11 protein-coding genes are annotated in these 13,163 nt (G+C 73.1%); 3 read left to right on the top strand and 8 right to left on the bottom strand.

Annotated elements, in window-relative coordinates; all coding sequences use genetic code 11:
* Window positions 1–371 (bottom strand): roadblock/LC7 domain-containing protein (locus tag ACR807_RS24010; protein WP_438923644.1); only part of this gene is annotated, 371 nt, incomplete at its 3' end.
* On the bottom strand, window positions 368–3,889 hold the full coding sequence (locus tag ACR807_RS24005; protein ID WP_438923643.1) for a sensor histidine kinase: 3,522 nt from the start codon (window positions 3,887–3,889) through the stop codon (window positions 368–370). The genes ACR807_RS24005 and ACR807_RS24010, both read right to left, overlap by 4 nt.
* 340 nt (window positions 3,890–4,229) lie before the next feature.
* Here ACR807_RS24005 and ACR807_RS24000 point away from each other — a divergent pair, with 340 nt between their 5' ends.
* Window positions 4,230–5,207: an ABC transporter substrate-binding protein gene (locus ACR807_RS24000; protein ID WP_438923642.1), complete on the top strand. Its 978-nt coding sequence runs from the start codon at window positions 4,230–4,232 to the stop codon at window positions 5,205–5,207.
* 94 nt (window positions 5,208–5,301) lie between these two features.
* Here the strand turns inward: ACR807_RS24000 and ACR807_RS23995 are convergent, their stop codons facing one another.
* From ACR807_RS23995 to ACR807_RS23985, 3 genes are all read right to left on the bottom strand, one after another.
* Entirely contained in the window at window positions 5,302–6,153 is an 852-nt protein-coding gene (locus ACR807_RS23995) for an LppU/SCO3897 family protein (RefSeq protein WP_438923641.1), read from the bottom strand.
* Window positions 6,154–6,303: 150 nt separating this feature from the next.
* On the bottom strand, window positions 6,304–6,765 hold the full coding sequence (locus tag ACR807_RS23990; RefSeq protein WP_438923640.1) for an LppU/SCO3897 family protein: 462 nt from the start codon (window positions 6,763–6,765) through the stop codon (window positions 6,304–6,306).
* Window positions 6,766–6,842: 77 nt separating this feature from the next.
* Window positions 6,843–8,141 (bottom strand): LppU/SCO3897 family protein, encoded by a 1,299-nt coding sequence (locus tag ACR807_RS23985; RefSeq protein WP_438923639.1) that lies wholly within the window; start codon window positions 8,139–8,141, stop codon window positions 6,843–6,845.
* Window positions 8,142–8,279: 138 nt separating this feature from the next.
* On the opposite strand from ACR807_RS23985, the gene ACR807_RS23980 reads away from it, so the two are divergent.
* Window positions 8,280–9,932, top strand: a complete 1,653-nt coding sequence (locus ACR807_RS23980; RefSeq protein ID WP_438923638.1) for a DNA repair helicase XPB — start codon at window positions 8,280–8,282, stop codon at window positions 9,930–9,932.
* Window positions 9,933–9,969: 37 nt separating this feature from the next.
* On the top strand, window positions 9,970–10,923 hold the full coding sequence (locus ACR807_RS23975; protein ID WP_438923637.1) for an o-succinylbenzoate synthase: 954 nt from the start codon (window positions 9,970–9,972) through the stop codon (window positions 10,921–10,923).
* Window positions 10,924–10,988: 65 nt separating this feature from the next.
* On the opposite strand, the gene ACR807_RS23970 is transcribed toward ACR807_RS23975, so the two are convergent.
* The 3 genes from ACR807_RS23970 to ACR807_RS23960 all read right to left on the bottom strand — a co-directional run bounded on the left by ACR807_RS23970 (window position 10,989) and on the right by ACR807_RS23960 (window position 13,150).
* Entirely contained in the window at window positions 10,989–11,378 is a 390-nt protein-coding gene (locus ACR807_RS23970) for a PIN-like domain-containing protein (RefSeq protein WP_438923636.1), read from the bottom strand.
* Window positions 11,365–12,021 carry a DUF433 domain-containing protein gene (locus ACR807_RS23965; protein ID WP_438923635.1) on the bottom strand — a complete coding sequence of 219 codons (657 nt, stop codon included), beginning with the start codon at window positions 12,019–12,021 and terminating at the stop codon, window positions 11,365–11,367. Before ACR807_RS23965 ends, ACR807_RS23970 begins: the two co-directional genes overlap by 14 nt.
* Before the next feature lie 85 nt (window positions 12,022–12,106).
* Window positions 12,107–13,150 (bottom strand): CapA family protein, encoded by a 1,044-nt coding sequence (locus ACR807_RS23960; protein ID WP_438923634.1) that lies wholly within the window; start codon window positions 13,148–13,150, stop codon window positions 12,107–12,109.
* Window positions 13,151–13,163 lie beyond the last annotated feature (13 nt).

Here is a 13,163-nt window from a genome sequence, read left to right as displayed (position 1 = left end):
TGCTGGCCCACGCGCTCGACCAGCAGGGTCATCTCGTAGGCCACGAGGCCGATGTCGCAGTTCGGGGCCGCGAGCACCGCGAGGCACGACCCGTCGCTGATCGACATCAGGAACAGGTAACCCCGTTCCATCTCGACCACGGTCTGGTTGACCGTGCCCGCCTCGAAGCACCGTGCGGCGCCGGCCGTGAGGCTGACCAGCCCGGACGCCACCGCGGAGAGTTGTTCGGCGCGGTCGCGGGGCAGGCCCTGCGAGCCGGCGAGCAGAAGCCCGTCGGCGGACACGACCACGGAATGCGCTACACCGGGAACCCGGCGCACGAAGTCGGTGATAAGCCAACCAAAGCTGCCTGGCTGAGCTGCGGTCGTCACTCCTGCTCCTCGTCTTGCCGGCTCGACATGTCACCAGCGTAAGCGTCGATCAAAGCGTGTCGCCCACGACGGACGCCCTGCTGAAGACTCGACATGCGTCCACGGATCGCGTCAGCCGATCGTGGTGGCAGCGGGGGCCGCTGCGGTTGCCGCTCCGCCGCCTGGGGCTTCGGCGCGGCTGATCCCGGCACAAGCTGAGCCTTGGGCACCCGCTTGGGCAACCCCGCCTGTGTCGTGGTCTCGGGGGCCTTGGCGAGCAAGGCCTGTGCTGCCTGCCAGCCCTCGTCGGCGGGCGAGTGCCACACCGACTCGGCGGACGGCGCGGACGGCTCGGGCTCGGCGACCGGCTCGGGCTCGGTCACGCGGGACACCTCCCCATAAGGGTTCTCCGTAGCGCGCTTGGGCAGGGCGGTGGGCGAGCCGGGCTGCCGCTTGGGCAACCCGTTCTCGGTCAGACTAGGCGCGGCGTCACCCGTGTGGGCAAGCGCACCCTCGGAGTCGCGCGCGGCGTGGCCGTTGGCGCTCGCGTCGAGGGTGCCGCGCCGCGGCGGGGCGTCCTCGGACGTGGTGGGCGCGACCGGCGGCACGGGCTGCGGCCTGCGGGTCGGCAGCGACTCCCGGACGGGCTCGCGGGTCGCCCCGGCGCCCGCCGCCGGTGCGGGCGGCACCGCCTGGGCGGTCGCCGCCGAGGTCTCGCTGCCCACGGCCTGGAACCACTGCGAGAGGACCGCCTCGTAGATCGGCAGCCGCTCGGTCGGGGCGTCCAAGTCGTGCTCGACCTCCTTGGCCGCGGGCGACGGGGCGGTGCCGTTGCGGTGGGCGGGCGCCTCCGGCGCGCGGGCCCCGAACGCGGAGCCGAAGACCCCGGTCCCGGTGTCGGCGGACCCCGTGTCGGCGGACCCGGTGTCGAAGGACCCGGTGTCGAAGGACCCGTTCGCGGTGTGGAAGCCGGGCTCGACGGCGGCGGCGAACTGGGCCGTCTCGAAGCCGTGCTGGTCCTGGTCCTGCTCGTCGCGGTCCTCGTAGGCGGTGAACAGCGTCGGCTCGCCGAACGAGCCGGACGGCTCGCGCTCGGCGTCGCGCTCGTCGCCCACCGGCAGCCACGGCTGCGAGATCTCGGCGGACGTCTCGGCGGGCACCTCGGCCGGGACGTCGCCGAACGCGGGCACGCGGGCCGGGTCGTGCTCGCCGTCGCCCCGCACGAAGCTCACCGGGAACGCGGGCTGCTCGTCCTCGACCCGGGGCAGGCTGGGGAAGCTGGGGAAGCTCGGCTCGTCGTCCGCGGGGGACGGACCGCCGCCGAGGCCGCCGGCCAGACCGCCACCGCCGTTGCCGAGGCCGCCGCCGCCGAACGCCCCGGCGATGCCGGCGGAGCGCTGCGCGGGGTTCTGGCTCGGGAACGCGGCGGCGGGCTCGATCGGCGCGCCGGCCTGGCCGGGCTGCTGCACGAGCGTGTCGGGCACCAGCACGAGCGCGGTGGTGCCGCCCTCGATGTCCTCGTTGGAGCGCAGCCGCACCTTGATGTCGTGGCGCTTGGCCAGCCGCGCGACCACGTACAGGCCCATGCGGCGGGACACGGCGACGTCGACGTCCGGCGGGTCGGCCAGGCGCGTGTTGGCGTCGTTGATCTCCTGCTCGCCCATGCCGACGCCGCGGTCCTGGATCTCGATGGCCAGCTCGCCCTTGCGGGTGCGGGCCGTGCGCACGGTGACCTTCGTCACCGGGTCGGAGAACGCGGTGGCGTTGTCGAGCAGCTCGGCGATCAGGTGCACGAGGTCGTTGACCGCGCGGCCCTGGACCGTCAGCTCGGGGGTCTGGCCGACCTGCACGCGGGCGTACTGCTCGACCTCGGACACCGCGGCGCCGAGGACCTCGGCCGCCGGGACCGGGCGGGTGAGCCGCCGGGACAGGTCCGTGCCGGACAGGACCAGCAGGTTCTCGCTGTTGCGGCGCATGCGGGTCGCGAGGTGGTCCAGCTCGAACAGGCTGGCGAGCTGGTCGGGGTCCTGCTCGTCCTGCTCCAGCCGGTCGATCAGGTTCAGCTGGCGCTCGACCAGGGCCTGCGAGCGGCGGGACAGGTTGACGAACATCGAGTTGACGTTGTCGCGCAGCAGGGCCTGCTCGGCGGCCAGCCGGACCGCCTCGCCGTGCACCGCGTCGAACGCGCGGGCCACCTGGCCGACCTCCTCGCGGGTGGTGATCGGCACCGGCGCGATGGCGGACTTGGCGGCTTCCTGCGGGTTCGGGTCCTTGAGGATGCGACCGACCGCCTCGGGCAGGCCGTGGTCGGCCACGTCGAGGGCGGTGCGGCGCAGCACGCGCAGCGGCTGGAGGATCGAGCGGGCCACGAACAGGGCCATGACCAGGGCCAGCAGCAGCGAGACGAGGACGATGCCGGAGTCGACGAACGCCGCCCTGCGCGCCTGGCCGGTCAGCTCGTCGGTGCGGTTCTGGAGCTGCTCCAGCAGCAGGTTCTCCACGTCGCGGGTGAGGTTCACCGTCAGCGTGGCGGCGATGTCCCACTTCTCCGGGCGCAGGGCCTCCAGGCTCTGCTCGTTCTCGCCGAGGTTGAGGGCGGTCTCCACCATGTCGTTCGCGGTGTCGACGATCAGGCCGGTGACGGTGTCGTCGTAGATCTTGGCCTGGTCGGGGGTCGCGGACTTGCGGAAGTCGTTGCGGGCCGCGTTCAGCTCGGCCTCGGCGGAGAGGATCAGGCGCTCCTGCGGCGAGCCGAGCTGCCCGCGCTGGAAGACGTCGAGCATGATGCCGCGCTTGCGCGACTCCTGCTCCTTGATGCGGGCGATGGCGTTGGTCGCCAGGTGCAGCCGCACCAGCTCCGGGTCGTTGATGCCCGCGATGGCCTGCTCGCCGAGGTCCAGGAGGCTCTCCACGGACTCGGAGTAGGTGCGCAGCACCGCGTCCGACGGGTAGGCCGTGTCGCGGACCGCGTTGCGCAGGCTGTTGAGGCGGTTGAGCTGGCTCGACGCCTGCCGGAAGCGGGTCACCACGTCGTCGCCGAGGTCGCCGCTGAGTTCCAGGATCTTGGTGTTCAGGGCGTCGATCGTGTCGTTGACGCGGCGGAGCTGGCGGTCGAGGACGACGCGGTCCAGCGCCTTGCCGGAGGCGACGTGGAGCGTGCTGAGGTCCCGTTCGCGCTGGAGCTGCTGCACCAGGTCGGCGACCGCGGACTCCAGCTGGATCTGGTTCGCCAACCGGTTGAACTCGGTGGCGTCGGCCAGGTCGGAGTTCACGCGCAGACCGCCGAGGGCGAGCGCCGCGATCGTGGGGATCAGCAGCACGGCGGCGAGCTTGGTCGGCAGTCGCCAGTTGCGCAGGCGCCAGCCCGCGGTGCGGGTGTCCCGTTGCGGAGCGCGTGCGTCCGTCGCGGAAACGGCGCCCGTGGACTCTGTCACACTTCCCTCACGCAGCGCAGTCATTCCTTCACCCGTTCCGGGCCTTTCGGAGCGTGTCAGATTTCCCACGCCTGACTGGCTGGGACCTCTCTCTCGACGGGCCACCCTGGGCTTCCTCTTCTTGCAGCAGTGTTCCCCGGCCTCTCCCCACGGACCGAAGCATGGACACGAAATCGGGCCGAATTGCAGCACAGGAGTGGTAGCGCCGGCTAGGCACCCCACCCCCGGGCGGCGACACGACCGTGTGCGACGACCAGTGCCACCCGGCGGGGAGCGTAGTGCTCGACCCCTGCCCCGGGGAAGAGTGCGAGGGCACTCACCGTATCGGAGCAGGACTGTCGTTTCATACCTCTGGGTGGTTACCATCCCCCACATCGACATCCTTCGTCGACAATTCCTTGATCAATAAGACCCCGCTCTCGAGGTCGTCCCGGCGAGAGGTGCCATGCCTACCCCAGCGCGTGTTCTGCGACGTGCGGCAGCGTTGATCGCGTGCGCCGCGACCCTGACGGCGTGCGGTCTGCTCCCGGGCACCGACAGCGTCGACCAGCCCGAGGTGGAGCGCAACACGCTGCGCATCGGCGTGCTGCCGGTCGTCGACGTGGCGCCGCTGAAGCTCGCCCTCGACAACAAGCTGTTCGAGAAGTCCGGGCTCCAGGTCCAGCTCGTGACGCTGAGCAGCGAGGACGAGGGCATCCAGCAGCTCGACACGACCCTCGACCTGACCTGGGCGAGCCACGTCAACCTGTTCCGCAGCTACGTCGACGGCGCGCAGATCCAGCTCCAGGGCGAGGCGTACCAGGCGGGCACCGGCACGATGGCGCTGGTCACGCTCAACGGGGACTACGACGCACCCGGCGCGCTGGCCGCGCCGCGCATCGCGGTGAACTCGACCGAGGACGTCGGCGCACTCACCACGAAGGCCGTGCTCAAGACGGCCGGCGTGGAGAAGCAGCGGATCGCGCTGCGCGAGATGCCGTTCGACCAGATGGTCGAGGCGATGAAGGCCAAGCAGGTCGACGCGGCCTGGATGACCGAGCCGTTCATCACCAAGGCCCAGCGCGACGCCGGCGCCCGCGTCGTCACCGACACCGCGATCGGCCCCACCAAGGACTTCCCCATGTCGGGGTACGCGTCGAGCAAGAAGTTCGCCGACGGCAACCCGCGCACGCTCGCCCTGTTCCGGCAGGTGCTGCGCACCGCGCAGGAAACCGCGTCGAACAACAAGCTGTCCGTGCAGGACGCGCTGACCGGCTACGTCGACGTGGACCAGCAGACCGCGGCGCTGGTGTCGGTGGGCGTGTTCCCGCTGTCGCTGAACCCGGTCCGGCTCCAGCGGGTCGCCGACATGATGGACACCGAAGAGGTGCTCAAGGAACGGCTCGACGTCGGCGCGCTGCTGCCGCCGGGCACCACGAACTGACGGACCGCGCACGGCAGAGGGGGCCTTCTCCGGTGAGAAGGCCCCCTCTGCTTTCGGTTCTTCGCGGCTTTTTTACGGCTGCTTTCGGCCTTTTTTACGGCTCCACGAGGCAGATCGTGGCGGCCGGCTGCGAGTAGACCACCGGCGTCTCCCCGCCCGCGCACTCGTTCTCGTCGGCCCGGCCCTGGACGACCTTGCCGACCTTGTAGGTGGCGCCCGCGCCGCAGGTCACCTTGGTCGTCTTGGCGGCGACGACCGAGCCCTCCTGCTTGAAGCAGTCGCCCTCGGCCGCGTTGAGCACCAGGCACAGCTTGAAGCCGTTGCTGCGCCGGCCGCCGCGGTCGGAGTACTCGGCGTAGTCGCCGTCCGGGCACGAGTCGGCGCTGCTGCTCAGGTTCGACGCCACCTTGAAGGCGGCCTCCGACGAGCCGCAGTCGACCTTCTCCACCTCGGCGTCCGAGACGCTCGCCGAGATGATCTTGATGCACTCGCCGGGGTCCGCGCCGGACGGGCCGGTCAGGTTCGCGATGACGCCCGCGACGACCACGCCCACGATGGCCACCACGACCACGCCGACCAGCTTCTTCGCGCCCCGGGACACCTTGTTGCCGGGCGGCGGCGGGAGCTGCTGACCGGGGTACGGCTGGCCGGCGAACGGCTGCGGGTAGCCGGGTTGCTGCGGGTAACCGGGCTGCTGCTGGAAGCCGGGCTGCTGCGGGTACGGCTGCTGCGGGTAGCCGCCGGGGTGCTGGGGGTAGCCGCCGGGCTGCTCCTGCTGCGGGTAGCCGGGCTGCTGCTGGAAGCCGGGCTGCTGGGGGTGCGGCTGCTGCGGGTACGGCTGCTGGGCCGGGAACCCCTGCGGCGACGACGGCTGTCCCCAGTCCGGCTGCTGGGGTGGCGGGTAGCCCTGCGGCTGACCGGGGGGCGGGTTGGGGGGCGTGGTCACCTGGCGTTCCTCTCGAATCGGGCGAGCGGAACGTACCCCCGGTCCAGCGGCGGGCGCAGCCGTTTCCGCGCACGGGCGCGGGCGTTTCAGCACACAGGCGCGGGTGTTTCGGCGCACGGGCGCGGGCGTTTCAGCGCACGGGCGCGGGCGTCAGGCGGGGTGGGTGAGGCAGAACGTGACGGCGGGCTCCGGGTAGCGCAGGGTGCGGTCGTCGCCGCAGTCCACCGGGCCCTTCGACGCCTTGACGACGCGGACCGAGCCGGTGGTCGAGCAGTCGACCTTGCGCAGGCCCGTCTGCTGGTCCCGCTGGTAGCAGCCGCCCTCGACGAAGTTGGGGATCAGGCACAGCGTCGACGAGCCGGTGTAGGTCGAGTAGATCCCGCCGCCGGCGGGGCACTTCCCGCCCTCCTCGACGACCTTGGCGACCTTGACCGTGGCCCGGTCGGAGGAGCAGTCCACCGCCTGGTACTTCGCCGCCTTCGCCGTGCCCTCGATCCGCGCGCACGCGCCCACCGGCGGTCCCTCGGGATCGGCCCCGAGGGCCGTGGTGGCGAACGCGCCCACCACGACCAGGCCGACCGCGCCGATGCCCCACCGGATCGTCTTCCGCATGGCCCAGGGCATCGGCACGGCCGTCCGACCGGTTGAGCTGGTTCACCCGATCGGGTTACCCCCCAGCGGGCATTCGCTCACTCCTCGGCGGGTGCCAGGCAGTACGTGACGGCCGGCTCCGGGTAGGACATGCCCGCGGAGTCGGGGCACGCCTCCAGGTCGGTCGAGCCCTGGACGACCTTGGTCACCTTGATGGTCTCGGGGCCGGTGCACTCGGTCTTCACGAAGCCGGTGCCCTCGTCCGGCTTGTAGCAGGCGCCCTCGGCCATGTTCGGCAGCAGGCACAGCTTAAAGCCGTCGCCGACGTTCTGGGTCGGGACGATCTCGGTGTAGAGGCCCTCCTCCGGGCAGGTGGCGTCGGTCGACTCCACGACCTTGCCGACCTTGAAGGACGCCCGGTCGGCCGAGCAGTCGAGCGACTCGACGTCGGCGCGGTCCCCGTCCTGCGAGGTGACGCTGACGCAGTCGCCGGCCTCGGCGTTCGAGGCGGTGTTGGTGAGCAGGCTCACGCCGTACACGACGACGGCGACCAGGGCGAGGATCACCACGATGATCAACACCGTGCGGAGGGTCTTCTTCTTGTCGCGGGGATCGTGTTCCTCGACCGCACCGGCACCCGCACCCGCACCGGCCGCGGTCGCCCCAGTCGCCGCCACAGCCGAACCGGTGGTCGCCGAGCCGGTCGCGGTCGCGCCGGGGCCGGTCGCGCCGGTCGAGCCGGTCGTGGCCGCGTCCGGGAGCGAGTCGGAGATCGTGTCGGCGGGCGCGGTGCCGGGGATCGACGCGCCGGGGCCGGGCGGGACCTCGCCGACCGGTCGGGCGGGCGGCACAGCGCCGGCACCCGTCCCGGCAGCACCAGTCCCGGCAGCACCGGTCCCGGCAACTCCGGTCCCCGCGGCTCCGGTCCCGGCGGCACCGGCGGTGCCCGGCGGCTCGGTGGCGGCCGAACCGCCGGCCGCCGCGCCCGGCGCGGCGACGTTCCCGCCCGTGGACGGCTCGTCGGCGGCGGGGGCCTGGGAGGCCGGTTCGCCGGCACCCGTGGCGACCGGGTCGGCGGAGGGGGCCGGCCGCGCGCCCGTCACGGCGGTCGGGCCCGCGGGCGTGGCGGGTTCGTTGCCGGTCACCGGCTGCTCACGCGCGCCCGCGCCCTGCTCGGGGGCGGGGCCCTGGCCGGCGACGCCCGCGCCCGACCCCAGGCCGGTGGACGCCGGGGCGGTCAGCTCGGGCCCGTCCGCGTTCGCGGCGGCGGCTTCGGCGGCGGCGACGCGCTCCGCGTCGGCGGGCGGCACGCGGGGCGAGGTGGGCCTGGCCGGGGGAGCACCGCCCGCGGTGGGCTCGGACGCGTCGTCGGCGGGCTGTGCCGGCTCGTTGCTCATGATCATCCTCGCTGGACGGGTGCGCGTGACGACCCAGAAGGTATCGCCAGGGCCGTGACCAGGCGCACACGCGGTCGGGGGACCGACTTGCCCCCGGTGGGCACACTGGAGGTACCCAATCGACGGGAGTGCGCACTCGTGACCGACGGCCCTTTGATCGTCCAGTCGGACAAGACCCTGCTGCTGGAAGTGGACCACCCGCTGTCGGACGACGCCCGCACCGCCATCGCGCCGTTCGCCGAGCTGGAGCGCGCGCCCGAGCACGTGCACACCTACCGCGTCACGCCGCTGGCGCTGTGGAACGCCCGCGCCGCCGGCCACGACGCCGAGCAGGTCGTGGACGCCCTGGTCCGCTACTCGCGCTACCCGGTGCCGCAGCCGCTGCTGGTGGACGTGGTCGACACCATGGGCCGCTTCGGCCGCCTCCAGCTGGCCAACCACCCGACGCACGGCCTCACCCTCATCTCCCTGGACCGCGCCGTCCTGGAGGAGGTGCTGCGGCACAAGAAGGTCAAGCCGATGCTCGGCGACCGCGTCGACGACGACACCGTCGTGGTGCACCCGAGCGAACGCGGCCGGCTCAAGCAGCTGCTGCTCAAGATCGGCTGGCCCGCCGAGGACCTCGCCGGGTACGTCGACGGCGAGGCGCACCCCATCGAGCTGCGCGAGGACGGCTGGCAGCTGCGCGACTACCAGCGGCTGGCCGCGCAGGCGTTCCGGGCGGGCGGCTCGGGCGTGGTCGTGCTGCCGTGCGGCGCGGGCAAGACGCTGGTCGGCGCGGCGGCGATGGCCGAGGCGGGGGCCACCACGCTGATCCTGGTCACCAACACGGTGGCGGGCAGGCAGTGGAAGCGCGAGCTGGTGGCGCGCACGTCGCTCACCGAGGACGAGATCGGCGAGTACTCGGGCGAGCGCAAGGAGATCCGGCCGGTCACCATCGCGACCTACCAGGTGATCACCCGCAAGTCGAAGGGCGAGTACAAGCACCTGGAGCTGTTCGACTCCCGCGACTGGGGCCTGATCGTCTACGACGAGGTGCACCTGCTGCCCGCGCCGGTGTTCCGGATGACGGCCGACCTCCAGTCCCGCCGCCGGCTCGGCCTGACCGCGACGCTGGTGCGCGAGGACGGCCAGGAGGGCGACGTGTTCTCGCTGATCGGGCCGAAGCGGTACGACGTGCCGTGGCGCGACATCGAGGCGCAGGGCTGGATCGCGCCCGCCGAGTGCACCGAGGTGCGGGTGACGCTGACCGACAACGAGCGGTTGGAGTACGCGACGGCCGAGCCGGAGGAGCGCTACAAGCTGTGCGCCACGGCCCGCACGAAGCTGCCGGTGGTGAGGGCGATCCTGGACCGGCACCCCGACGAGCCGACGTTGGTCATCGGCGCCTACCTGGACCAGTTGGAGGCGCTGGGCGAGGCGCTGGACGCGCCGGTCATCCAGGGTTCGACGAAGAACAAGGAGCGCGAGGAGCTGTTCGACCGGTTCCGGCGGGGCGAGCTGCGCACGCTGGTGGTGTCGAAGGTGGCGAACTTCTCCATCGACCTGCCCGAGGCGTCGGTCGCGGTGCAGGTGTCGGGCACGTTCGGGTCGCGGCAGGAGGAGGCGCAGCGGCTGGGCCGGCTGCTGCGGCCCAAGGGCGACGGCCGGCAGGCGCACTTCTACTCGGTGGTGTCCCGCGACACGCTCGACACCGACTACGCGGCGCACCGGCAGCGGTTCCTGGCCGAGCAGGGCTACGCCTACCGGATCGTGGACGCCGACGACCTGCTCGGCCCCAGGATCGGCTGACCCCGCCCGACCACCCGACCCGCTCTAGGATTCGCCGGTGCAGGTCAACTCGGCGCAGGTCTACTCGATCCCCATGCGCACCCGGTTCCGCGGCATCACCGCCCGCCACGGCGTCATCTGGGAGGGGCCGGCCGGGTGGGGCGAGTTCTGCCCGTTCGAGGACTACGGGGACGCCGAGTCGGTGCCGTGGCTGCGGTGCGCGGTGGAGGCGGCGGAACGGGGCTGGCCCGCGCCCGTGCGCACGTCGGTGCCGGTGAACTGCACGGTGCCGGTCGTGTCGCCGGAGCGGGCCCACGCGATCGTCGCCGCGTCCGGCTGCTCGACGGCGAAGGTGAAGGTCGCCGACCCCGGCACGCCGCTGTCCGCCGACCTGGAGCGGGTCGCGGCGGTGCGCGACGCGCTGGGGCCGGGCGGCGCGGTGCGGGTCGACGCGAACGCGGCGTGGGACGTGGGCGCGGCGGTGGCCGCGATCCGCGAGCTGGACCGCGCGGCGGGCGGCCTGGAGTACGTCGAGCAGCCGTGCCGGACCGTCGAGGAGCTGGCCGCGGTGCGGCGGCGGGTGGACGTGCGGATCGCGGCGGACGAGTCGATCCGGCACGCCGAGGACCCGGTGAGGGTCGCGGTGGCCGGCGCGGCGGACGTGGCGGTGATCAAGGTCGCGCCGCTGGGCGGGGTGCGGCGGGCGCTGGAGGTGGCGGAGGCGTGCGGCCTGCCGTGCGTGGTGTCGTCGGCGCTGGAGACGTCGGTGGGCATGGCGGCCGGCCTGGCGCTGGCGGGCGCCCTGCCGGAACTGGACTTCGCGTGCGGCCTGGGCACCCTGTCCCTGCTGGACGGGGACGTGACGAGCGGGTCCCTGCGCCCGGTGGACGGCCGGCTGCCCGTGCCGTCGACGGCCCCGACCCCCGACCTCCTGGGCGGGGTCGCCGCGGACCCGGCGACGGAGGGGCGCTGGCTGGACCGGCTGGACCGGGTGCGCCGCCTGCTCGGCTGACCCGCTCGGGCTGCCCCCTGCTCGGCTGTCCGCGCTCGGGCTGCCCCTGCTCGGGCTGCCCCCGCTCAGGGCCAGGTCCGCCGAATGGTCGACTCCGCCACGGCGTAGACGGCCGGACCACCCCGCCGCACGGCGCGCTCCATCGCCGGACGCGCGTTCACGAAGCGGCTGATCATCTCCTCGCGGCGGAGCTGCTGGTTGTTCAGGTAGAACAGGACCGCCGAGTGCACCGCGATCGGCTCGCGCTCGTGGTGCCGCCCCTTGATCCGCCCGTCCTTGCACAACGGGACCCAGCCGCGCTCCAGCCCGTACGCGAGCCACTCCTCGTCCGGGACGCACTGGGCGTCGTCGGGGTAGTGGTCGGTGATGCGGTGCACGAGCCACCCCCGAGCGCGCAGGCCGTCGGCCACACCGCGTCCCAGTCCCCGGTCGAGGAAGTACTCAAGCGGCGACATGCTGTGCCGCGCGGCAGATGGCCTCGACCTGGTCGGGAGCCAGGTCGTACTCGTGCGCGACGTCCTTGAGGGAGTCGCCGGCCAGCCACATCCGCACGACGGCGTCCACCGGGACGCGGTTCTCCTGGACCACCGGTGCCCCCCAGCCGAACAAGGGGTCGATCACCACCGGCGCGATGTCCGGGTACTGGCGCAACCGCAGCGACGAGGCGAACCCGTCCTCGGCGTCCCACGCGATGTAGCGCAGGTAGCCGTCGAGCACCTCCCTGATGGGCCGCTGCCGGTCACCGACGCGGGCCAGGTCGCCATCGGCGTAGTGCAGGAAGATGTCGAGGCCGTCGGTGACGATCTGCTGCGTCGCGAGGCCGTAGGGAGTGCCGAACTCGGTGCGCACCGCCGCCGCGGCGTCCCTGATCTTCCGCTTGGTGAGGCCGAGGTCGCGGAGCGAGCGCAGGACGTACGCCTCGACCACCGCCACGAACGGCACCGAGGGGGCTCCGCGCCCTTCCGCCGCGACGCGGTGCACGAGCGGCGCTCCGCCCGCCTGCTCGGCCAGCCAGCGGGACATGGTGCGCTTCGGGATGAGCAGGTGCCGGGCGGTCTCCCCCGGGGTCAGCAACGCGTCGCGGAACCGGTCGACCATCCACACCACCTCCTCCGGAGCGAGTGACCGGATCGTACGGCGACACCGGTCCCACCGGTCGGGCGAACGGGTGGACCGGTGGTCCTCAGGGGTGCGCGATGTCCGCGCCCAGGCTGCGGACGACGCCGTCGGTGCGGGTCAGGGCTTCCGTGCGCCTCGGCGTGGCGGGGACCCGGGTCAGGTCGACCACGCGGATCGGGGGGCCGAACTCGACCAGGGTCGGCACGTAGGAGGCGTCCGCCACCGACCAGCCGGCGTCGCCCTTCACGAACCGGAAGCGGGTGATGATGCCCTCTTCGGTGATGCCCCTCGGCTCGGAGTGGCGGGCCACCTCGTTGCCCATGCCGTAGACGACCCACTTGCCGTTGACCCGCTCGATCGGCTGCACGGCGTGCACGTGGGTGCCGATGATCAGGTCCACGGCCGGGTCGCCGAGCAGCGCGGCGGCCATCTCGCGCTGCTGCGGCGTCGCCTCGTGCCGGTACTCGTCGCCCCAGTGCAGGGAGGCCACGACGACCTCGGCGCCGGCGGCGCGCGCGGCCCGCGCGGCGGTCAGGACGCCCTCGACGGAGAGCTGGTTCGCCCGCCACGGCTGGTCGAGCGGGATGCCGTTGAAGCCGTAGGTGAACGCGACGTGCCCGACCTTCACGCCCTTCGCGTCGAGCAGCAGCGGCGTGGCGGACTCCTCGGGCGAGCGGAACGAGCCGGTGTGCCGCAGGCCGGCGGCGTCCAGCGCGTCCAGCGTGGTGGCGATCGCGGACGGGCCGCGGTCGAGGGTGTGGTTGGACGCGGTGGAGCAGCTGTCGTAGCCGATGCGCCGCAGCGCGGTCGCCACCTCGGGCGGCGCGCTGAACGCCGGGTAGCCGAACGTGGGCGCGCCCGGCGCGGACAGCGGCGTCTCCAGGTGGCAGATCGACACGTCGGCGTCGACGGCCTGCCGCAGGCCCTCCAGCAGGGGCGTGAAGTCGCGCGCCCCGTCCTGGTCGGCCTGCTCGGTGAGCGCCGGGTGGATGAGGACGTCACCGCCCGCGGCGAGCGTGAACGACGGCGGCTCGGGCGCGGTGGACGTGGTGGTCGTCGCCGGCGCGCGGGACGGCGTGAGCACGACGGGCGAGCCGGTGCAGGCCACCGCGGCGGCGCAG

This window comes from Saccharothrix sabaoui (assembly GCF_051756985.1).
GTDB lineage: Bacteria > Actinomycetota > Actinomycetes > Mycobacteriales > Pseudonocardiaceae > Actinosynnema.
Note: the sequence above shows the minus strand (reverse complement) of the source record. Positions and strands in the feature narration are given on the sequence as shown.